The organism is Planctomycetaceae bacterium (assembly GCA_039680605.1).
Classification (GTDB): Bacteria; Planctomycetota; Phycisphaerae; order SM23-33; family SM23-33; genus JAJFUU01.
Genome location: JBDKTA010000049.1, coordinates 141,556 through 162,247, shown reverse-complemented (window position 1 = coordinate 162,247; position 20,692 = coordinate 141,556). Strand labels below are relative to the sequence as shown.

Below are 20,692 nucleotides of genomic sequence, written 5' to 3'. Positions count from 1 at the left end.
TCGCGTCACTGCTCGATCGGCGGAGCCTCCGGCGCTGCCGGAGAAACCTCAGGCGCGGTCGCGGGCGTCTTGGGCGCCGGCGAATCGGTCGGCTGCGTCGTGGCTGCCGCGACGGAATCTCGCAGACGCACCACCGGGCGAAGGTACGGCGATGCTTCCTTATCCTTGAGGGCGTCCGTGATGATCTCGTTGGCCTTGCGCAGCTTGTCCGGGTCGTTCTTCACCTGAGAGTATCCCAGATACGCCGCCGCCAGTTCGCCCTGGTACATCCACCGATAGACCTTTTCGTTGTCCTGGAGACTCTGAATCGCCAACTGGTAATTGCGAATGACCTCGTCGTAATTCTTCAGCGATTCGTTGGCCGTCGCCTCGGGGTCCGCCAGGTACGCCCCGAGCTGCCCGACCTCATCAGGCGCGGCCGCCTCGGCGCCGGTCTTGGACCACACCTCGGCGATGGACGTCTTCAGGGCCAGCAGACGGCGGGCGAAGACCGCCTGTGTCGACTGCAACCCCGCCACACGGGCCAGAACGTTGCCCTTTTCAGCGAGGGCTTCGGCGGAGGTGGCCTGGGCCTGGGTAAACGACTGGTCCAGTTCCTTCTGGGAGTCGGCGTACTCTTTCATCGCCTCGGCTTCGTCGGCCTTGGCGCCCTGTGCCGCCTTGTTGACCCCGCTGACTTCTTTGACGATGGCCTGCTGGGACTCGTTGATCAGCTTGAGGCAGTCCTCTCGTTGCTGGCTGCGGCGTCCCAACTGCTCCTTTCGGTGCGCGAGCATATCCTGGGCGGCTTTGATCTTGCCGCGTCCGGAATTGATCCGCACGCCCAGCATGCGGCGTTGTTCGAGCAGTTGCTGCACCTGGTCCTGGTTGGTGGCGATTTTGCCTTCGATCTGGCGGATCTGGGCTTCATCTGCGATCGCCTGCTCGACCATCTCGAGGCTCTTGGGTCCGTTGACAAGGCGGCTCTGAGTCCGGCTCTCCCGGGCCTTCTGCGACAACGTCGCGATCTGGTCGCGCAGCGACGCCACCTCGTTGCCCAGGTAGATGATCTGTTTGGAGGCGGCCTCGTGTTCCTTCTCGACATCCGTCAGTTCGGCCTGCGTCGTCTCCATGATCTGCCGCACGTCGCCGTCGGGCAGGTTCAGCATCTTGTCGTACTGGGCCAGGAACGCCGACTGCGCCTGCAAGACGCTGACCATGCGGTCGATTCCGCTGGCGCCCCGCTGCGCGTCCCATCGCTGATTGAGGGCTTTCTGGTCGAAGTAAAAGCCCCGCAGCCACAGCACGCGGGCATTGACGTGATGGGCGATGGCCTTGACGCTGGCGTCGGCCTCGGCGTTGTCGGCCAGTCCCTTTTCAATGATCGCCTTGGCCTGCGTCAGCGCCTCGATCGCCTGGGGATTGACGGCCCCCGGAGGCCTGAGCCGGATCGTGTCCTTGGTCACCACCGGATCTCCGTCGACCGTATAGGGTCCGGGCTTTCCGGTAGCGATATCTTCATACACGGGGCTGGAGAGCAAGCCCAGCGCCCGATGATAGAGCGCGTCAGCGCTATCGACGGCCGCCATGACCCCCGCGCGGGCCTTGTTGGGCCCTTCTTCAGTGCGCGTCACAAAGTAGATGAACCAGATCGCCAGCACCGCCGCGGCGATGATGCCGCCGACGACCAGCAGGAGTTTCTGCTTGCTCGGCGAGGGGGAGCCAGGCCTTGCGCCGGATTCCTTATGGGATTCGGTCATGATGAAACCTTTCCAAAAGATAGCTTGGCACTATTCTACTACAGGGACACTTCGGCATGCGAGAAATCATCACGTTATGGAATCTTCCTGTTGCGGCGTCGCCGGTTCGCTCAGCGCCCGCACCACCAGGTCGCTGACGCGCGCCAGGTCGATGAACTGCCCGGCGTAGGCTTGGCCCTTGCTGTCCACCGCCTGCCACACCATCACCGCACCGCCGTGCGACTCCATGCTCCGCGGCGCCAGCGTATCGGCGCCGATCACGCTCAATGCCCCGGCGACGGCGCGATCCCCGCGACAGAGCCAACTGTTCAGCCGCCAGTGATGCCGCTGAAGCGCCAGCGGCGCGGCGGCGACATCCTGTTCGTGCCACATCAGTACCGACGGAAGGTCGCGATCCATCTCGACGACCAGCACGCTGTAGTGTCGCGCCAAGCGGCTGATCCCGTGTCCACACTCGTTGTGGAAGTCGAACGCCCTCACCGCGTGCCCGTTGACTCGCCCATACGCCACGTTGTGGGCATGGGGGCTGTGCCCGCCGGCGATCAGAGCAAATCGTCCGTAAAGCGCGTCGAGACCAAACGGGTCGTCGCGCGAGAACCGGAGGTTCAACTGGCAGGCCTGGCGGGTCAGGGCCCCGCAGCGCCGCCGCTGGCGGCGAGCCATGACCAGGAATGACACCACGGATCCCCCCATCGCTACAGCCAGCACCACGATCAACAAGTACTGCACATCGGATCCCAGCTTAGGAGTCGGTCGATCGAATTACTCCGTGACCGGGGCGCCCTTGGCCCCGGCGGGCTCGGCCGCCTTGCCGGCGGGCAACGTCACCGTCACGCCATACTCGCCGCCCTCGGGCGGGCCCTTGAGCGATGCGATCCAGTCCAGCATCTGTTTGTAAGGCCCGGTCTTGACGTCGACATAGATCGGGGCCAGATCGCGCCCGGGGTGTACCTGCGTGGGGCGAACCGCGTCTTTGCGCTGAAGGTACGTCAGCAGCAGCGAGTCTTCGCGCTGCTGGCGGTCGATCAGCGACCACTGACCGTGGCGCATCGAACTGAGGATCAGGAAGTTGGTGTAGTCGACGCGCTCGTTGCGGGCGGGCGTTGACAGGAGCCTGAAACTGCCCTGGCCCTGAGGTCCGCCGTGGCACTGAACGGCGGCGCACTGAGACTGCATGACCGCCCAGATGCGACCGCGGAACTCCCGCAGCGGCTGCGGGTCGCCCAGCAGCAGGATGTCGTTGCGGAGCGGGTCGTCCCACTGCGTGTTGGTCACGATGTACTTGGCCTTGTCGGCGGCGGACAGGACGTTGAAGCGGCTCTCGTCGAAGGTCGCGCCGGAGATGTCCTTGCGACCTCGCATCACGTTGACGAATTTTTCCAGGACGTTGTTGCGGAAGCGGACCGGCAGCGAGTCGCGACCGGGCTTGAACTCGCCCATGCGGATCTTGTAGATGCCTTCGTTCGTTACCAGCCACTCCTGGGGCGTCTGCGCGGGCACGGTGGCGCCTGGCGGAGCGACCGCCACGCCGCCCTGGGGCGCCTCGGCGGGGGTATTGAGCTTCTCGTTGACCTGGGCCAGCAGCGTCTTGGCCATTTCGATGGAGGGATCGATTTCGAGGGTCTTTTCGTACTCGGTCCTGGCCGAATCGAGCAGTCCCTTCTGCTGGGCCCATTGGCCCAGTTGCAGATGCGCCCGGGCATCCTTGGCGTCGATTTTGGCGGCCCGCTGGTTGTACTCGTCGATGGGGTCGGCCTGTTCGACGACCTTCTCGACCTGCTCGTCGGTAAAGGTCAAGACCGCCATGCGCGTCGCGACGCGGTATCCCTCGGGGGTCTTGGTGACTTCGCCCTTGAAAGAGCGTCCGTCCTTGAGCACCAGGAGCTGGGAGGCCCCTGCCGCCATCGCCGCCAGAAGGCCCACGATCGCGCATCCTGCCATCACGTGTTTGAGCATGCCGCACCTCGTTGATGCGTCAGGGGACCGAGCCCCAAGCCCGCCCGCCGGCGCCGCAACTGCGGGCTTCGTCATGAAGCCCATTCGACAGGCGGCAGTGGGATTCGAACCCACGAATAACGGATTTGCAATCCGTCGCCTTGGTCCGCTTGGCTATGCCGCCGAACATCTCTTGAGAATACTAGCTGCCGCCCTCGATATCAAGCACGGCCCGTCAGTTCAGGATCTGGCGGATGTCCGCCTTGATCGCATTGAATCCGGGGTACTTGCCGCCGAAGGTCTTATCGGCGTCCTCCAGCTTCTTGACGTACACATTCAGGTTCTCGATTTTACCGCGATCGGAGCGGAACGCTTCCAGCCAGCAGCGGCAGTTGGCCAGTTCCGACTCCCAGTACTGCTCCGCCTGGCGGGCCTTGTCGAAACCCTGAGTCAGGCGCTGGTAGATCTTCAGGGCCTCGTCGAACTTCTTGAGCCCTTCATAGCTGCGCCCCAAGCCCCAGAACGTCTTGGCGTCGAAGGCGATCCCCTCTTTCTCGTCCGCCGCCAACCGGTCCATCAACTTTCGATGCCCCCGAAGGCACAGGCTGGCCAACTGCTCTTTCGTCTGGGCCTCGCCAGGCTTCGACTGCGCGGGCGAGCCGTCCTTGCCCAAGGCCTTGCCCAGGCTGACGACGACCTTCTGAAGATCGCGCGCGACGAACGTCGATCGCACGAACTCTGCCGACAGGTCGTCCAGGGCCTTGCGGCAGATCGCATACACCTGTTCGGGATCGGCGCCGACTTGAACGAGGGCCTGGTGGCGAGCATCGAACTTGCTGCTGATGGCCTTTTCCTTAACCTCCCGGTCGGCCGTCTGCGCGGCGGAGATCTCCTCAAACAACGTCAGCGCCTCGGCGAACTGACCGGCCATAATCAAGGCGTCGCCGTAGAGCTGCTTGCGATCCAGCAGCGTCTGGGCATCGGCGTTGTCTTTGGTTTCGTACAGCATCCTGGCGAACTTGGCGTAGCCGTCGCGATACGACTTCAGGCGTGCCTCGGTGGTAGGGCCTCGGGCGCCCTGATCGAGCTGCTTGATCGTCTTCTGAATGTTCGCGATGAGCAGGTCGATCAGCGGACCGCTGCGATCACTGTATTGCGAGACGAAATCGTTCAGGCTCACCCGCGCTTCCTCGATGTTCCCGTTCTCGATCAGCTTGCGGATGCGGAACTCTTTGCTGGCCTCGATGACCGTCGTCCCCGGCCACTTCTTGGGCAGCTCATCCAGTTCCTTCAGCGCCTGGATCACGATGCCCTGGTGATTGTACTTGACGGTGGCCGCCAGGTACGCCGCCCGCGAACCGTACTCCCGCAGCATCTTCGCCTGTGCCGCCGCCGTGGGTTTGGCCGCTTCGGCTGCGGCCTTATTGCTGTATTCCATCGCCTGGGAGACCAGGTCGCCGATTTCCTTGATGCTCGGCGGGGTGGTGCTTTCCTTGGAAGCGTCGACGTTCTCCGCTTCCATATCGAGCGCCCAATACTGCGCCTCCATGTAGGCGCCCAGGTCGATCGGGGGCACTCTGCGATAGGCTGCCGCCGCGCGCTTGCGCAGGGCGATCTTCTCGTTGAGCACTTCCGCCGAATTGCCGATGGCTTCGGCCAGCCGCTGCAGTTCCACGCCCAACTCGTAGTAGTGTGTCAGAACGCTGTTGGGATCCTCCCCCGCCGCCTTCGCCGCCTGCTGGGCGGCCTGGACCCATTCGGGTTTCTCCAGCAGCGCCTCCAGGGCCTTGACGTACTCGCGTCGCAGGTTCGGGCTGATCGACTGGTTCTTCTCCTGCATTTCGCCGACCAGTCCCGAATAGCAGACGACGCTGTTGAAGGCGCTGCCCGGCGCCAGGCCGTTTGCCGGGTGCTTGGACGCGATCTCAAAGTACGTCCGCGCCGCCGACAGAGTCTCCCGCTTGACCAGCTCGATCTTGGCCAGATACCACAGCGCCTGGGGGCGCATCTTGACGGCCGCCGGATCGTCCTTGCGGGCCAGCAACTCTTTGAGAGCCTTTTCCGGACCGGCCATCAGTTGCAGGCGCTGCGCTTCGGAGAGCTTCGGGTCGTTCCAGGTCTGATAATTGCCCATCGCCAAGGCCATCAGCACGACGGGATTGGCCTTCTTGAGCGTCTCGGGGTCCTCGAGCTTAATGTTGGCGGCGTACTTGCGGACGATGACCTTGTAGAGCGTCTCCTGCACGTCCGCTCGCCCGCTGTGCTTGTTGATGAACTCCACCAGAACGTTGAGGGCCTGGCCGCGGTAGTCGGCGGCCTTGGCGGCGTCGGAACTCTTGGCCGCGGCGGCGTCATAAACGTAGCTGCGCAAGATCACAGCGCTGACATCCTGCTCCACCTCGATGGCGGTCGCGAGGGGAGCGAGGTCGTCGGGCGTGTAGCCTCGTTTGATCATCGCGACGGACTTCTTGTAGAACTCGTCGATGGCGGTCATGGCTTCGGTGTACTGCCCGCCGCCGGCCAGGACGCGCGGGATCTCGAACAGGGCCTGGACGCGCGGCCCCACGAGATCCGGGTCGTAATCTTCGCCGTCGACCTGGCGCAGGAGCTTGAGAGCTCGCTCGGTCTGCCCCAGCGCTCCGGCGGCGGTGCCTTCCACCAGCAGTCCGCGGTGTACGTCGATGTCTTTCTTGGCGCACTCGTTGCCGGCGCCTTGTGCCTGCGAGAGATAGTAGGCCCGCTCCGGGTGGTCTTGCGGCAGAGCCAGCCCGCGATAGAGCAGGATCCACATGCCGATCGGCAGCACTTTACTGCGCAGGTCTTCCAGGCGGGGCTTTTCGAGGGTGATCTGTTCCAGCGTGGTGCAGTTGTTGATCTGGTCGCGCAGGCGATCGAGCAGGTCCACCACCAGCGGCGCGGCGTTGCGCGTGAGCAGCACGATCATCCGCCGGTCTTCCTCGCTGCCGCGAAGGAAGATCATATCCAGCCCGTACGGACTCTGCACGCGGTCGAGCCCGCTCATGGCGGCTAATTGGAACCGCGCTTCGGCGTACTTGAGCCGGGTCTTGAAATCAGCCTTGTCGTCGACCTTGGCGGCCTCGACCACGCGGAGCTGCCGCACGATGGCTTCATTGAGCCATGCGACGCGCTGCTCGTGTGAAAAGTTGTGTTCCCGGTCTTTAGCCTGGCGAACCAGCGTCTCGATGGCGATGACATCCTGGGCCGCCCCGCCCTGTGCCGACAACAGCGACTGCTGGTACTTGACCGCCTCCCACATGCCCATGTCCTGCATCAGGCGATGCAGGGCGATCGGGTCGATCGTCTGCAAAGCCCCGCTGTCGGCGCCGGCGTCCTGGGCGGAGGCGGCGCCGCCAAACAGGGCGGCGACCAGGACGACCGCGGCGGCACGCAGAGGCAGGCCCAAAGCTGATTTTCGTTCGTTATCCATGTCGGCTCTCCCCGGTGCGCCCGTCAGATGCTGTCGCTGGAGGCAAAGGCCACATTCTTGAGCTTGGCGCGCACCGCGGCGTTGAAGGCCTCGACGATGAACTCCCATTGCACATCCCCGTCGGCCTGGATGACCACGGGTACTTTGTCGGAGTTCTGGCTTTGCTTCTGGCCTTCCAGATAGACCCTGAGTTCCTCGGGGTCCGTCGTCTGGATCAGCGTCTCCTTGATCTGGTAGACGGCGCGGTCCTTCAGGTCGCCCTGGGCCTGCACCCGGATGAACACCTTCTTGAAAATCTCCGGTTCGGCACTCTTGCCGATATCGCCCTGGGGCAGAGCCGACGGAATCAGGCCTTCCGTCTCGCGCATCTGGAAACCGACCAGGAAGAAGATGATCAACTGGAAGGTCACGTCGATCATCGGCGTCATGGGCGGCTGCATTGCGGCTTTAGGTCGCTCTCGCTTTTTGCGGGGCGGAACATAATGGACGGCTTCTTCGCCGGCGATTTGTTTGGTGGATTTAGCCATGGTTATTCCGTTCCCTTCTTGGGCAGTGCCGACATATTCATCTTTGGGATATCGGCATCGGTGCCGGCCTTGACCACCGGCCAGACCTCATCCCATCGAGTGCGTTTGTCGGCCCGCACCACCATGGTGAACTCCTTATCGTTGTTCTTGGCGTCATGGGCGGCTATTTTGCGGTCTTGCAGCATGGGCACGAGGTTTTGAGCGTTTTGGGGCTTGATTTGCCGCTTGCGTTCGTCACCGACCTGTCGCACGGGCATGAGGATCATGTAGTAGTCCGCTCGCCCGCGCAGATGCTCGGGGACGGTCCTGCCCTTGTACTTGGGGTCGGAATCATAGGACACCACGTTGACGATCACGCGGTTGCCTGCTTTGCGGACGGCCTGATCGGTCAAGGCTTGGCTGACCTTGGGACGCGAGAGGCTGATCCGCAGGTCCAGTTCGTCCGAGGCGCTCTGGCTGGTGAGCATGAAGAAGATGATCAACTGGAACGTGACGTCGATCATCGGCGTCATGTTCATGTCGGCCTTGCTGTCGGCAAATAAGTTCTTTTTGGCCATGGCAGTTCCTCCCGGCCGCCGGGGCCTTTAGCTGCGCCCGGCGGGACGGAACGTCGCGATCAACTCCTGGCAGGCGGTCATCGCTTCGCTGGTCAGCGAGTCAATGCGGTTGCGCAGGAAGGTAAAGCACGAGAGCACGGGGATGGCGATCATCAGCCCTTCCATCGTCGTCACCAGCGCCAGACCGATCGGCTTGGCGATCAGCTCGGGGGCGACCGTGCCCATCTTGACGATCTCGAAGAAGGCCATGATCATGCCTTGCACTGTTCCCAGCAGCCCCAGCATCGGGGCGACGTTTCCGATCAGGTTGAGCCACTCGATGTTTCGCAGCAGCTTGGTGGTGCGCTCCTCGGCGGCCTCCTCCATCGCGCGCTCCATGGCGGGGTATCCATGGGCGGCCTCATTCAACGCCGCATGCATGACGTAGCCCATGAAGCTGGGTTCGTTTTCCGTCAGGTCGATCACGGCGCGGTACTGACGTTCCTCGAACATCTGCTGGACCTGCTCTCGCAGGGCCGTGGGCATGATGTTCATGCGGCGCACCATCATGAAATACTGGACGATCAGCGCCACGGCCAGGATGCTCAGTAGCCACAGCACCCATCCGACGAACCCGCAGTCGATAAACAGTGCATCAAACCATTTCATTTCCTGTGCTTGTGCCAGCATGCGCCAATCTCCCTAAAGGTATTTCATCCTGCTGCCGACGCGGGGTTCTGCCTGCGTCATGAGTGTCATTTCAACCGGGTCAAAGCCTGGCGGGCCGCCGTGGACGTCACGGTGCGAGGGTAGTCTGCGATGATCTTCTCGTAACACTTTTTGGCCGCGGCGGTATTGGGGTCTTTGAAAGATTCACTGGCCTGCCCCGCCACCCAAAGCGCCCGGGCCTTGTCGTCGTCGGCGGCGCTGCCCAGCATCAGCACGCGCATGGCGCTGAGCGTCGCCTGGCAGAGCAGGGTCTGACGCTGCGGTTCGCCCGCCGCCTTGCCCAACGCCAGTTGCGCCTGCCCCGTCGCCAGCAGGGCCCGAACCAGTTCAGCCTCGTTGAACTGCTCCATCAGCGGATCCAGCGTCGAGAGCACCTTGTCGCTCTGCTGGCTCCGGAGGAACTGCTCGGCGGCCTCGATCTTGCTGACGAACGCCACGCGCCCGCTTTGGGGGGTTCCCGGGTCAGGCTGGGCGGAGCGGCTGATCTTTTCGGCGAGGGTGGCGGCCTCGGCGTTGCGACCCTGCAGTTGCAGCAATTTCATGCGGTAGGGATCGACCGCGTTACGATAGGCGGGGCTGGTTTGGTTTTCTTTGCCGGCCAGCAGGTCGATGGCGCGATCGACGGCGTCGCCCTTTTCCGTGGGAACTGCCGGTCGCAGCGCGATGATGGGCGCGGAGGCCTCATTGGCGTCCATCAGCGACAGCCAGGCGGCCACGGCCCGGTCGATCTGCTTGGCCCGCACCGCCGTCGTGAGAATCCGGTAAGAGACCAACTGCCCCAACCATGGTTTGTCGTCGGGGGCAGGCTTCTTGAGCAACTGTTCGTAGGCGGCCAGGGCTTGATCGTACTGTCGCGACTTGAGGAGCTTTTCGGCGGCATCCAGATCCGCGATGCCGCTGATGGAGATTTCCTGCAGTTCGGCCAGCGGACCGATCATCGGTTTCATGTTCGCCAGGCGAAAATAGATGCTGCCGTCCTTGACGTTGGTGATGACGATGCCTTCGGGGTATGGCAGCTTGAGCGTGATCGAGTCGGCCGGGGCGGCGCCGGCGGCCGTCAGGATCAAACTCACCAGGATAATGGCTCTGCGTTTCATATCTTACTCTTCGCCGGAGATAAATTTATACCTTCCGCCGTTTTCGTTGGCGATGGTCTTGAGCACTTCAACGGCCACGGGCGGTCTGTTGCCGTAGAGGAACGTGTTGACGTGTACGTCCTTGCGGGCATTGAGGGTGCGGATGGTCGCCAGGGCCTTTTCGTTGTCGGGAAAGACGCCGTCGGTCAGCAGAAACAGCAGCTTTCCGGGCAGCTTGGGGTTGGCCGCCGAGAGCACGGCAAAGGCTCGCTTCAGCGCGGGGAGCGGGTCGGTCTGGGCCTGGGCCTGCACGCCCCTGAGGAACTTGACGGCCTCAAGCTTCGAGGCGTCATTGGCCGAGACGAGTTTTTTCGAGACCGGTTCCAGCGGCGCGCCTTCGGCGAAGAGGATGATGTGGAAGTCCTGGCTGGGCTGCAGGCGTCCCATGGAGGCGGCGCATTCGCGCTTGACCAGTTCGAGGCTGTCGCTCATGGAACCGGACCGGTCGATGACATACACGATATGGTGGGCATTTCCGCCGGTGCCGAACAGCCCCGCCTTAGGCGCTCCGGCGCCGCCGGCCAGGCCCGCGGTCGGACTGCCCCCGCCGGAACTGCCGCCTTGGTTGTACACGGTGACCTGCTTGTTGGTGCGACTGGCGTCGGTGATCAAGGCCGACTCTTTCTTGGAGTAATTCGGCGAGGCGGCCTTGGTGCGGTTGCTGACGGCCTTGGCCGTCTGTTCGCGCGTATTGAAGTTGCCACCGGGATCGGGGCTGAGGTTGGCCGAGGGCACGACGACTTTGTTGGGGTCCATCGGCGGGTTGAACACCATGATCACCAGGAAGAACATGATCAGCGCCAATGCCGCGTGCAGGAAGAGGCTGACGACCCAGGGCATCGAGCGGGCCATGACGATCATCATGGCTTCCTCGCGATGGCTTTCTTCCTCCTCCACGGGCTCCTCGTCTTGCCCTGGAGGCGGGGGCGGCGTCTGCGAAACTGTCGCCACGACGCCGCGCTCCGCAGTGGGCGCAACGTGCGGACGAGGCAGAGCGGCAAGACCGGCCGGCACCACCGTCATCTTCTGGCAATGAGGACAGCGGGCCGATTTGCCGATATCGCCTTCAAGCCGCACCATCTGTCCACAATGTTCACAGCGGAAGTCTGCAGCCATCTCGAATCACTCCTGCACAAACGGTTTTCATTTTAGCGGATGTTTCGCCGCCAATGCAACCGGCGTTTGCTCTCATTCCGCTTTAATCCAATGGTACTCGCCGTGGTTCTCCGCGGCGATGGTCTTAAGCGTGCTTTCGGCCACGCCCGAGCGGCTGCCGTAGAGGTACGTGTTGACCTGCACGAACCGCTGCGCGTTCAGCGCCGTCACGAGGCGGATGGCTTTGGCGTTGTCCGGAAACTCCCCGTCGGTGAGCAGATGCACCAGCTGCCTGCGATCGGCGCTGCTGTCGGTTCTCAGCGCCGCGAAGGCTCGCTTCAGGGCCGGTTGGGGATCCGTCTGTCCCAGGGGCTTGACCTGAAAGAGGAACCTCGCCAGGGCCAGCCGCACCTCGGCGGTGGGCGCCGCCAGACCTTTGCGAAACTCGATGGGCGCACCGCTGTCGAACAAGATCACGGCGAAACGCTGACCTGCTTTGAGGCGCGTCACCTCTCGGTTGATCTGATCGCAGAGGTAGCCGAACGAGTCCGACATCGACCCGCTGCGGTCGATCACGAATACCGTGTCGTCCGCCGGCAGGCCGCGGGGCGGGAACGATCTGTCATTGCGATCCCTCTGCGGGGGCCCCGTGCGGAATATCGGCCCCTCGCTGGGCGATGGTTCACTCGTCCGGGCCAGACTCGGCCCCAGGATCGTCCTGATCTGCGGTTTGTCAGGGCGCCCCGGGTCTGGCGCGACGGGCCCCTTCCAGAGCCGCTGCGAGGGAGGCGCGTTCCTTGCTGGATCAAGGGCGTGGGTATTCGGTCTTTCCGGGTCCGCCATGCGCATCACCAGGGCGTCGCTATACCCGCTCTGCACCGTGATGGGCGACTGGGGCTTCTGGGCGACCATGATAACCAGCAGCATCATGACCAGCCCCAGCGCCACGTGAAGCAGTCCACTGACCAGCCACGGAAACACCCGCGCCAACACGCCCTCGGCCTCGCGGCATTTCTGCACGGCGCGATCTTCCGCCGCCACCGCGGCGGCCGGTTCGATCCGCGTCACGGGCATAGCCGCAATGGCCGAGGGAATACGCACCTCGCGCCCGCAGACGCATCGCCCGCGCCCCGGCTGTGACTCGATCGCCATCTTCCGCCCGCATCGGTCACACTGAACTGGAATCTTCATGGCATGACTCCCAACGGCAGGTCCTCTGCGTCCTCCGCCGTTTGCGGCTTGGCAGTTTTTCTGGTAACCGAACAACTGCCAAGCCGCAAGCGGCGGAGGGATCGCCCGGGTTTTTCAGGCATGGGCGGCGGCGGGCGTTTTCGCTATGGCCCGGCGGCCGCTCGTTTCGTATGATTAGACGCGGCAGTTTCAGAAAAGTTCCCGCGAGGGTGGCGGAATTGGCAGACGCGCCAGGTTTAGGTCCTGGTCCCGAAAGGGATGTGGGTTCGAGTCCCTCCCCTCGCAATAAATAACCGCTCCATGGAGCGGTTATTTTTATCTACTGAGCAAGCGAAGCGAGTCGAAGGACGGCGTTCATCACGAGCCCAGGGACTGCAGTCCCTGGGCTTGAGGCGATCAAACCGTCTCGCGTACGACCTGGGGCGCAGCGGTCTTTTCCACCACCACCTCGCGGCGGGCCTGGAAGCTCAGCACCGAGACATAGAAGAATCCAAACGAGAAGATGATCAGGAATGGGCTGCCCAGCATGCCCCAGACGCTGGCCATCGACAGCAGCGCGCAGAGTCCGAGGTAAACGCCGAAGCCCATCTCCACATACGGCAGCCAGTGGTTCTTCCGCTTGGGACGGACCGCGCCGGGCAGCGCTGCTGCACCGCCATCGACGCTGCGCCCGTACTTCGGCGTGCGCACAAACTCGCTGCGCTTGCCTATGACCGCCTCAAAAATCGCTTTGGTGTTCGAGATGCACATGCCCACGCCCAACGCCATCAGCATCGGCATGAACTTGAATGCCGTACGCCAGTCGCGGAAGAGCTGGAACTGGCTGGCGGCGTAGAAGACGGTAGCGGACAGCGTCGCCAGCGTGAAGACCGTCATGTCGAACAGCGTCAACCAGATGCTGGCCTGGCCGTAGGAGGCGGCCCGCAGGCACGAGGCGGGAAACAGCAGCAGCACCAGCATGGCCATGTAGAAGTGCAGGGTGAAACCGGTCAGGTGGAAGAACCCCTCGACCTTGACCTTCAGCGGCGCCTTCGACAGCAGCAACCGCGGGAGCATCTTCAGGGCCGTCTGCGCGCCGCCCTTGGTCCAGCGGAACTGCTGGGCCTTGAACGCGTCCATCTCCGGCGGCAGCTCCGCCGGGCTGGCCAACTCGGGCAGGAAGACGAACTTCCACCCTTTAAGCTGCGCTCGGTAGGACAGGTCGAGGTCTTCGGTCAGCGTGTCGTTGCGCCAGCCGCCGGCGTCTTCGATGGCCCGGATGCGCCACGTGCCAGCCGTGCCGTTGAAGCTCATGAAGCGGTCGCTGCGGTTGCGGGCGACGTGCTCGATCATGAAGTGCCCGTCGAGGAACATCGCCTGGCTGCGCGTCAGCAGGCTGTCGTTTCGGTTGAGATGCTCCCACCGCGTCTGCACGACGCAGACCTTCGGATCGGTGAAATAATGCACGCTGCGGCGGAGAATGTCCGGCGGGGGAATGAAGTCGGCGTCAAAGATCGTGACGAACTCGCCGGTGGCGGTCTTGAGACCGTTCTCCAGCGCCCCGGCCTTATAGCCCTGACGGTTGGTCCGGTGGACGAAGCTGATGTCGAATCCGCGGGCTCGGCAGGCGTCCGCGGTCTGGCGGCAGATTTCGGTCGTCTCGTCGGTGCTGTCGTCGAGCACCTGGATCTGCATGCGATCGCGCGGGTAGTCGATCTGGCAGGTCTGCTCGATGATCCGCTTGGCCACGAGGCTCTCGTTGAACATCGGCAACTGCACCGTCACGCGCGGCAGCGGGTCGAACGTCGACGGCGGCGTCGGCACGTTCTTGCGATGGCGGAAATACAGAATCACCAGCACCCAACGGTGCAGGCCGTAGATCGAAACCACCACCAACGCCAGGGTGTATACGGTAATCAAAAACGATTGTGCCAGTTCCAGCAAGTTCATATGAGGCCTCAAAGGGCGCCGTGCCCCAGTGCAACGTCGGATAATAGTAGCCATACCCGCCCCCGCCGTCAATAGGATATATGGAGTGCGGCAGCCTTAGCTGCCGCTTTGGACGTTGTTCGATTGCCAGAAACTACCAAAGCGGCAGCTGAGGCTGCCGCACTCCACAGTCACAGATTCGCCCTGATCGCCATCGCCAGTTGCTGGGCCTTGCCCTCGGGATATTTTCCCGCGGGCCAGTTGAAGTGGAACGCGTCGCCGGCGTTGCGAGGGATGATGTGGAAGTGTACGTGCATGACTTCCTGATGGGCGGCCGCTCCATTGTTCTGCAGCACGTTGACGCCCTCGCAGCCGGTGGCGGCCTTGACCGCCCCCACCAGCGCCGGCAGATGGGCGAGCATCGCCCCGGCCGCGGCGGGGTCCATCTCGTCAAGCTGCTCGGCGTGGGCCTTGGGGATCAGCAGCACATGCCCCTGGGCCAGCGGGCCGATGTCCATGAACGCCACGCACACGTCGTCCTCGAGCACCTTGGCGCAAGGGATCTGCCCCGCCGCTATCTTACAGAAAATGCAGTCGCTCATGTCCACGCTCCTTGATGGATGAACCACAGAAATATAGACGAGAAATGGAATGATGGAATAGTGGAATATCGGAAGAAAGAGCGGCTGGATGAGGAGACCAACCAGCCGCTCTTGGCTACCAGCGTCGGTGGAGGGAGACCGCGCCGGCTGCACTCGTTATTTTCGGGGGTCACTTCAGTGACCGCGGAACTAATCCTCTACCGCCGTCGCCGGCGGATCATCGTCGCTGTGGCGCCTAGCGCCAGCAGGCTCAGGGTCGCCGGCTCGGGCACGCTCAGGCGCAGGTATCCATCGCCGCCGGCTGACAGGCCGCTGAGGTCCCAGACCGCCCCGGCAATGTCAGGCAGAATGATGTCGGCGAAGTTTCCCACCAGCGTGTCGGCCTGCAGCAGGCGATAAGCGCCGCTGACGGGCGTGGCGCCAGCGAAGATATTCACTTCCAGAATCGCGCCGTTGAGGTCCAAAATGGCCTCGGCTGTCAGGCCGAACTGGTAGGCTTTGAGTCGGTCGGAATCGGCCGGCGTGGAAAGTTCGAAGACATAGGTCTGGTCGACCGCCAGAGTCGTCATGGTCTGCCCCATGTCGGCATAGACGGTAAGCGTCGGACGGTCGGCCTCGCCGCCTTCGGATGAAACCAGGTCCATGCCTTTATAGTCCCATGCGGCAGTCGGCGGCAGGCCCCATCCGTTGTTCAGTTCAGGATGATCGATGAAATACTGGATATCTCCGGTGGCGTCGAGGCTGTAACGTTGGTAGACGAGGTTCACTCCAGCCGGAATGATAAAGGCGCTATCGGTGGAGCACTCGACACCATCCACTTGCAGGCCGCCCTGGACATTGCCGTTGAAGGTGACGGTATCCCACGTCAAAGAGGCTTCGTCCCAGGCGCCGTTGAGGCGGCGGGCATAGACCCAGAAGGGCGCGTAGTCGATGCCGTCGGTCTGCGAGATCCCCACGTACGCGCGGGTGATCTTCGTGCCCTGGGAGACCTGCCCCTCGCCCGTTCCCACGAAGTCGCCGAACCGAAGGAACGACTGCCCCTGGTTGCCGTTCTGGCTGGTGCATGAAGGGTCGATCACCAGTCCCGCCGAATCGCCGTGCATGCGCGTCGGGTCGTCTTCGGCCTTGCCCGCGTCATCTTCGTATACGGTCGTATCATGCGTGCCGGTGTAGACCGTGCTGGTGGCGACGCCATTGATGGTGATCGGGGCATCCTGACGATAGACGTACTCGGTCTCGATCTTTGAGCCAGTCTGGTCGCGCGTGCCCAGGTTGTTCTTGCCGGCGACGTTGATCTTTCCGTCGACCAGCACCGTCAGATCGGCGTTGTCGATGCCGCCGCGCGTACAATGGCCTGCCGCCACGGGCGTCGCGTCCAGGCGCAGGTACAGGCGATTGCCCGTGTCGGCCTCGGTGGCAGTATATTGGAAGTTGAACGTGTCGCTGACGCCGGGGGTCGCGATCGTCAGCGTCTGGCTGGCCAAGCCGCCGCCAAGAATGTCGGCCGTGGTCGTCGCGGCGGTGACGAAGCTGGCCGTCACGCCGTAGTCGGTGATCGAGGAGTGGGTGTTGGCTGACCGGAACGCGTCGGCGGTGAAGATGTACGTCTCGCCCGCCGTCATCACGCCCAAATCCTGCACGATGTGCCCGACGTTCTGGGGCGCGGTCTGACCGACGTCATCGACGAGCCTGAGATAGCGGCTGATCGAAGGCGTCTCTTCAAATCCCGCCATCGCGCTGGAGGCCTGGTAGTTCAGACCCGACAGGTTCGTCCAGTTGCTCACCGCCCGCAGCGTGCGCCACTCCCCGAAATCGGTCGAGGTGTAGGCCGCGCCGTAGCTTTCGAAGTCGCCATTGAGCAGCTGCGGTTCCGCTGCGGCCATGGCGGGCAGGATCGCCAGGACCAGCATTGCTGAGATGAGGCCAACTCGCATGTTTTTCCACTCCGGCCTGTTCACGAGACTCGCAACGACTTGCTGCGAGGGAGGTTCCCGAACAGGTGTTATCATCAGGCGGAGGCTCCTTCCCCAATGTGAAGCCTCCGCCTTGCCGTGTCCTTGCGAACCTACGACGCCCTTCGGCGGCGGATCAAGGCGGCCAGGCCGCCCAGCGCCAGCAGGCTCATCGTCACCGGCTCGGGGATGGGGGTGCCATCCAGTTGAATTTCGTTGAGAAAAAGGCTGCTATTGCCATTGGGCTCAGACTGGATGGCGATGTCTACGCGAACATAGTTGGCCGTGGGGCTGCCTGTCAACGTCACGGTGCCGCTATTGTCACCACCCCACCACTGGTCGTTGGCGGCCCAGCCGCCAGCGAGCGTCTGCTCGCCGGAATAGGTCAGGCCATCAGAGCTGAAGGAGACCGTCACGGAGTCGGGCGCGTAGCCCCAGTACGGGCTGTATGTCACATAGTGAAGCGTAACGGAGTCCACCGTGCAGGTACCACCGAGGTTGAAGTCAGCAATCAGGTGGCCGGTAGCGCCCTCGGTCCAACCGATCACGCGGACAGTGTCGGTTTCAAAATCCCCGCCCAGCTGAGCCTGCGCTTCTGTGAACGGCCCGTAGATCCCGTTGGTCAACTTGGTGCATGCCGAGTCCAAAGACGATGGGTCGTTGGGCCCGTTGCCCGGGACATACGAGTAACTTGCAGGCGTGATCACCGCCGCCGAGGCAGCCCCGGCCAGGCACAGAGCCAGTACAAGGGTTACTCCAGTCATCACGAGGTGTTTCATCATCCAGCTCCTTATCAGAGTTTTGAAATCCGGCACCCACACGACGCCATTCTCATAACGGACATCTGAAAGCGTCCTCAATGTATCATGCATCCCGAAATTGCGCAATCGTCGTTTTTAACTCTCTAGTGCGCATTTTTGACACCACGTGCTTGTCATAGCCCGCGGCGGATATTAAGCTTCATGACATGGCCGCACAGCGACAGATCGCCACGACCCGCAAACACAAGCCGCGCAAAACGGACAAGACCGCGCCCCTTCGCGTACTGGCTATTGAAATGCCCGTCGGTATGACCGACCCGATTCTCGAGCAGGCGGGCAAGGCCGGATGGATCCTCTCGATGTCACGCTACTACCATGGGACCTCGGCCAGGCAGTGCATCGAATGGTGGGGCGCCGATGGCGTGCTGGTCGGCCCTGCTGCCGACGACGCCCCGCACGACTACTGGGATGACTGCCCCGTTCCGGTGGTTCACGTCAGCGGATGGGTTGCCGCGCGAAACGCCATCATTCCCGACTGCCGCGCTGCCGGACGCATGGCGGCAGAACACCTCATCGAACATGGATTTCGCCGCCTGGTCTACCTCATGATGGGCGCTCAGGAATATGTGATGGGCCAGCGCGAGGGATTTCTCTCTGCCGCCGCGGCGGCAGGAATCGATGCCGTCTCCGTCGACTGGTACGACAAATGGAGGGAGTTTGGGGAGGGGCCGCCGGGACTGCGGCGGTTTCTGGCCCATACCCTGGCGGCTATGGGTCCACCGGTGGGGTTGATGGTAGACGAGGACTGGACGGCGCTGGAGGCGGTCGAGGCCTGCCGCGAAGAAGGACTCGAGGTGCCCGACCGCGTGGCGATCGTCGGGGTGGGCAACTCCCCCACCATCTGCGTCAACGCCCGCGTTCCGCTTTCCAGCGTGGACCTCAACTACGGCGAAATGGCCCGCCAGGCCATCACGATCCTGGCCGACCGAATGGCGGGAAAGAACATCCCGCCCGGACGAGTGGCCGTGGCGCCACGCGGCCTCGTCGCCCGCCGCAGCAGCGACATCCTCGCCGCCGACCACCCACAGGTCGCCAAGGCCATTCGGTTCATGTGGGACCGCTATGCCGACGCCGGCGTGGGCACACCGCAAGTGGTGGCCGCCACCAGCTTATCGCGCACGGCGTTGACGCGGGCGTTCAAGCAATGCCTCGGCCGCACGATCACCAAAGTGCTGCTGGACCTGCGGCTTCGACACGCGCGGGAGCTTCTGGCGACGACGCCGCTGAAGGTGCTGCAGGTGGCTTCCCGCTGCGGCTTTGCCGACGCCAACTCCTTGCGCGGGGTCCTTCGCCGCCAAAGCGGCGCCGGACCGCGCGCCTGGCGGCACCAACAACAAGACGGTGCCGCGGCGCCGGACTGAAGATCCAGGAAGGCACGGTCTTTGAACTGTGGCAGCGATCGCCGGCTTCGCCCTGCCGCCACGGCGCCGGCAGCGGAGGCGACAAGAACCGTTTTAAAAACAAGCCCGGGCGTTCGCCCGGGCTTGGGAAAATCATGCAACTTCGAGACGAGGAGGCTTATTCCTCGCTCTTGGCGTCGGTCTGGTCCGCTTTCTTCTTGCCGCGCTTTTTCGGTTCGACGGCCTTGGTCGTCTCGACCAGTTGCAGGATGACCTGCGAGCCGTTGTCGCCGATGCGGTGGTCGCTGATGCGGATGATGCGGGTGTAGCCGCCGGGACGGTCGGCGTAGCGCGGGGCGATCTCGTCGAAGAGCTTCTGGACGACGGTCTTGTCTTCCATCTCTTCCTCGACGTTGAACATCGCGCGGTCATGGCCGAGTTCGGCGATGATCAACCGTCGCGCGTGCAGGGTGCCCTTCCTGGCCGTGGTGATGAGCTTCTCGACGAATCGGCGAAGCTCCTTGGCCTTGGGCTCGGTGGTGCGAATGGTTTCGTGCTGCAGCAGCGACGCGGCCATATTCCGTCTCAAGGCCTTTCGGTGGGCGCTGTTGCGGCTTAGTTGTCTTCCGGATACACGATGACGCATTGTCTTGCCTTCCGCTAGTGTTACAGACGCAGTGCCTTATTCGCCGGCGCCGCCGGGGCCTTCGTCGCCCATGGGGGGCAGGTTCATGCCCAGCGACAAGCCCATTTCATCGAGCTTGCGTTTCACCTCGCGCAGCGAGGTCTTGCCAAAGCTGCGGATCTGGAGCAGTTCGGCCTCGGTCAGGCGGGCCAGTTGACCGACCGTCTCGATCTTGGCCGCTTCCAGGCAGTTGTTGCTCCGCACCGACAGTTCCATCTCATGCACGCTCATGTTGAGCTTGCGCTGCAGTTCGGCGTCGATCTCCTGCGGACCGGCCGACGGGGCCGACTCGACGATCTGCTCGCCCAGCTCGAAGTACTGCACGAACGGGTTGAGGTGCTTGCGGAGAATCTTGGCGGCCTCGACCATCGCCATCTCGGGCGTGACGGTTCCGTTGGTCCAGATCTCCAGCACGAGCCGGTCGTAGTTGACCTTCTGCCCGACGCGGGTGTCTTCGGTGCGGTATCGCACGCGGGTCACCGGCGAGAAGGACGCGTCGACGTAGATGCGACCGAGTTCCTGGTCGGCATCGGGGTCGATCATTTCGTCGGCGGCCTGGTAGCCTCGCCCCTTCTGGATGATCAGTTCCATGTCCAGCGGGACGTTGTCGGTGAGCGTCAACAGGTGGTGGTCGACGTCGATGATCTCGATGGCCGGATCGGCCTCGATCATCCCGGCGGTGACCGGACCTTTGACTTCGCTGTGGATGCGGGCGATCTTGGCCTCGTCGGAGTGGCTCTTGACGACCAGGCTCTTGATGTTCAGGACGATGTCGGTGACATCTTCCAGGACGCCCTTGATGGAGGTAAATTCATGATCCGCCTTGGCGATCTTGATGCTCGTGACCGCGGCGCCTTCCAAGCTGCTGAGCAGGATGCGTCGCAGGGAGTTTCCGACCGTTGTTCCAAACCCGCGCTCGAACGGTTCGATCATGAACCGTCCGTACGTCGGGGTGGAAACGCTCTGATCGCTCAAGACCCGCGTGGGCAATTCCAGACCGCGCCACCTGACTCTCATTGATCCGTGCTCCTTCCGCCGAAAATCGCGT

Annotated in this window: 17 protein-coding genes and 2 tRNA genes; 2 read left to right on the top strand and 17 right to left on the bottom strand. The window is 63.2% G+C overall.

Features of this window, described 5'->3' with window-relative positions; all coding sequences use genetic code 11:
• Window positions 1-5: 5 nt before the first annotated feature.
• From ABFD92_15540 to ABFD92_15490, 11 genes are all read right to left on the bottom strand, one after another.
• Complete coding sequence (locus ABFD92_15540) at window positions 6-1,739, bottom strand: hypothetical protein (GenBank protein ID MEN6505950.1); 1,734 nt, start codon at window positions 1,737-1,739, stop codon at window positions 6-8.
• 69 nt (window positions 1,740-1,808) lie between these two features.
• Window positions 1,809-2,468 carry a hypothetical protein gene (locus ABFD92_15535; GenBank protein ID MEN6505949.1) on the bottom strand — a complete coding sequence of 220 codons (660 nt, stop codon included), beginning with the start codon at window positions 2,466-2,468 and terminating at the stop codon, window positions 1,809-1,811.
• 33 nt (window positions 2,469-2,501) lie between these two features.
• The gene (locus ABFD92_15530; protein ID MEN6505948.1) at window positions 2,502-3,695 is read right to left on the bottom strand and encodes a hypothetical protein; all 1,194 of its coding nucleotides are present in this window, start codon (window positions 3,693-3,695) and stop codon (window positions 2,502-2,504) included.
• Between the two features lie 89 nt (window positions 3,696-3,784).
• Window positions 3,785-3,858 (bottom strand) — tRNA-Cys (locus ABFD92_15525).
• A 51-nt stretch (window positions 3,859-3,909) separates the two neighbouring features.
• Window positions 3,910-7,122 carry a tetratricopeptide repeat protein gene (locus ABFD92_15520; protein MEN6505947.1) on the bottom strand — a complete coding sequence of 1,071 codons (3,213 nt, stop codon included), beginning with the start codon at window positions 7,120-7,122 and terminating at the stop codon, window positions 3,910-3,912.
• 23 nt (window positions 7,123-7,145) lie between these two features.
• Window positions 7,146-7,649 (bottom strand): biopolymer transporter ExbD, encoded by a 504-nt coding sequence (locus tag ABFD92_15515; protein ID MEN6505946.1) that lies wholly within the window; start codon window positions 7,647-7,649, stop codon window positions 7,146-7,148.
• A 2-nt stretch (window positions 7,650-7,651) separates the two neighbouring features.
• A complete protein-coding gene (locus ABFD92_15510) occupies window positions 7,652-8,206 on the bottom strand; it encodes a biopolymer transporter ExbD (protein ID MEN6505945.1) in 555 nt (184 codons plus the stop codon).
• Window positions 8,207-8,233: 27 nt separating this feature from the next.
• Window positions 8,234-8,875, bottom strand: coding sequence for a MotA/TolQ/ExbB proton channel family protein (locus tag ABFD92_15505; GenBank protein MEN6505944.1), 642 nt, complete (start codon window positions 8,873-8,875; stop codon window positions 8,234-8,236).
• A 65-nt stretch (window positions 8,876-8,940) separates the two neighbouring features.
• Window positions 8,941-10,011, bottom strand: a complete 1,071-nt coding sequence (locus tag ABFD92_15500) for a hypothetical protein (protein MEN6505943.1) — start codon at window positions 10,009-10,011, stop codon at window positions 8,941-8,943.
• A 3-nt stretch (window positions 10,012-10,014) separates the two neighbouring features.
• Entirely contained in the window at window positions 10,015-10,947 is a 933-nt protein-coding gene (locus ABFD92_15495) for a VWA domain-containing protein (GenBank protein MEN6505942.1), read from the bottom strand.
• Window positions 10,948-11,238: 291 nt separating this feature from the next.
• Window positions 11,239-12,336, bottom strand: a complete 1,098-nt coding sequence (locus tag ABFD92_15490) for a vWA domain-containing protein (protein ID MEN6505941.1) — start codon at window positions 12,334-12,336, stop codon at window positions 11,239-11,241.
• A gap of 203 nt (window positions 12,337-12,539) precedes the next feature.
• Between ABFD92_15490 and ABFD92_15485 the strand changes: the two genes are divergently transcribed.
• Window positions 12,540-12,621: transfer RNA gene (locus ABFD92_15485), tRNA-Leu, on the top strand.
• Window positions 12,622-12,732: 111 nt separating this feature from the next.
• On the opposite strand, the gene ABFD92_15480 is transcribed toward ABFD92_15485, so the two are convergent.
• The 4 genes from ABFD92_15480 to ABFD92_15465 all read right to left on the bottom strand — a co-directional run bounded on the left by ABFD92_15480 (window position 12,733) and on the right by ABFD92_15465 (window position 17,577).
• Window positions 12,733-14,265 (bottom strand): cellulose synthase family protein, encoded by a 1,533-nt coding sequence (locus ABFD92_15480; protein ID MEN6505940.1) that lies wholly within the window; start codon window positions 14,263-14,265, stop codon window positions 12,733-12,735.
• A 170-nt stretch (window positions 14,266-14,435) separates the two neighbouring features.
• On the bottom strand, window positions 14,436-14,846 hold the full coding sequence (locus tag ABFD92_15475) for an HIT family protein (GenBank protein MEN6505939.1): 411 nt from the start codon (window positions 14,844-14,846) through the stop codon (window positions 14,436-14,438).
• A 197-nt stretch (window positions 14,847-15,043) separates the two neighbouring features.
• A complete protein-coding gene (locus ABFD92_15470) occupies window positions 15,044-16,780 on the bottom strand; it encodes a DNRLRE domain-containing protein (GenBank protein MEN6505938.1) in 1,737 nt (578 codons plus the stop codon).
• Between the two features lie 131 nt (window positions 16,781-16,911).
• A complete protein-coding gene (locus ABFD92_15465; GenBank protein ID MEN6505937.1) occupies window positions 16,912-17,577 on the bottom strand; it encodes a PEP-CTERM sorting domain-containing protein in 666 nt (221 codons plus the stop codon).
• A gap of 188 nt (window positions 17,578-17,765) precedes the next feature.
• On the opposite strand from ABFD92_15465, the gene ABFD92_15460 reads away from it, so the two are divergent.
• Window positions 17,766-18,980, top strand: coding sequence for a substrate-binding domain-containing protein (locus ABFD92_15460; protein ID MEN6505936.1), 1,215 nt, complete (start codon window positions 17,766-17,768; stop codon window positions 18,978-18,980).
• A 157-nt stretch (window positions 18,981-19,137) separates the two neighbouring features.
• Here the strand turns inward: ABFD92_15460 and rplQ are convergent, their stop codons facing one another.
• Both rplQ and ABFD92_15450 read right to left on the bottom strand, forming a co-directional pair.
• Window positions 19,138-19,605, bottom strand: coding sequence for a 50S ribosomal protein L17 (gene rplQ / locus ABFD92_15455; GenBank protein ID MEN6505935.1), 468 nt, complete (start codon window positions 19,603-19,605; stop codon window positions 19,138-19,140).
• Between the two features lie 36 nt (window positions 19,606-19,641).
• The gene (locus ABFD92_15450; GenBank protein MEN6505934.1) at window positions 19,642-20,661 is read right to left on the bottom strand and encodes a DNA-directed RNA polymerase subunit alpha; all 1,020 of its coding nucleotides are present in this window, start codon (window positions 20,659-20,661) and stop codon (window positions 19,642-19,644) included.
• Window positions 20,662-20,692 lie beyond the last annotated feature (31 nt).

Bases quoted from the DNA above. Each gene is read 5' to 3' on its own strand.
- ABFD92_15540 (MEN6505950.1), bottom strand. From the start codon at position 1,739: ATGACCGAATCCCATAAGGAATCCGGCGCAAGGCCTGGCTCCCCCTCG.
- ABFD92_15530 (MEN6505948.1), bottom strand. From the start codon at position 3,695: ATGCTCAAACACGTGATGGCAGGATGCGCGATCGTGGGCCTTCTGGCG.
- ABFD92_15520 (MEN6505947.1), bottom strand. From the start codon at position 7,122: ATGGATAACGAACGAAAATCAGCTTTGGGCCTGCCTCTGCGTGCCGCC.
- ABFD92_15515 (MEN6505946.1), bottom strand. From the start codon at position 7,649: ATGGCTAAATCCACCAAACAAATCGCCGGCGAAGAAGCCGTCCATTAT.
- ABFD92_15510 (MEN6505945.1), bottom strand. From the start codon at position 8,206: ATGGCCAAAAAGAACTTATTTGCCGACAGCAAGGCCGACATGAACATG.
- ABFD92_15505 (MEN6505944.1), bottom strand. From the start codon at position 8,875: ATGCTGGCACAAGCACAGGAAATGAAATGGTTTGATGCACTGTTTATC.
- ABFD92_15500 (MEN6505943.1), bottom strand. From the start codon at position 10,011: ATGAAACGCAGAGCCATTATCCTGGTGAGTTTGATCCTGACGGCCGCC.
- ABFD92_15490 (MEN6505941.1), bottom strand. From the start codon at position 12,336: ATGAAGATTCCAGTTCAGTGTGACCGATGCGGGCGGAAGATGGCGATC.
- ABFD92_15480 (MEN6505940.1), bottom strand. From the start codon at position 14,265: ATGAACTTGCTGGAACTGGCACAATCGTTTTTGATTACCGTATACACC.
- ABFD92_15475 (MEN6505939.1), bottom strand. From the start codon at position 14,846: ATGAGCGACTGCATTTTCTGTAAGATAGCGGCGGGGCAGATCCCTTGC.
- ABFD92_15470 (MEN6505938.1), bottom strand. From the start codon at position 16,780: ATGCGAGTTGGCCTCATCTCAGCAATGCTGGTCCTGGCGATCCTGCCC.
- ABFD92_15465 (MEN6505937.1), bottom strand. From the start codon at position 17,577: ATGAAACACCTCGTGATGACTGGAGTAACCCTTGTACTGGCTCTGTGC.
- ABFD92_15460 (MEN6505936.1), top strand. From the start codon at position 17,766: ATGGCCGCACAGCGACAGATCGCCACGACCCGCAAACACAAGCCGCGC.
- rplQ (MEN6505935.1), bottom strand. From the start codon at position 19,605: ATGCGTCATCGTGTATCCGGAAGACAACTAAGCCGCAACAGCGCCCAC.
- ABFD92_15450 (MEN6505934.1), bottom strand. From the start codon at position 20,661: ATGAGAGTCAGGTGGCGCGGTCTGGAATTGCCCACGCGGGTCTTGAGC.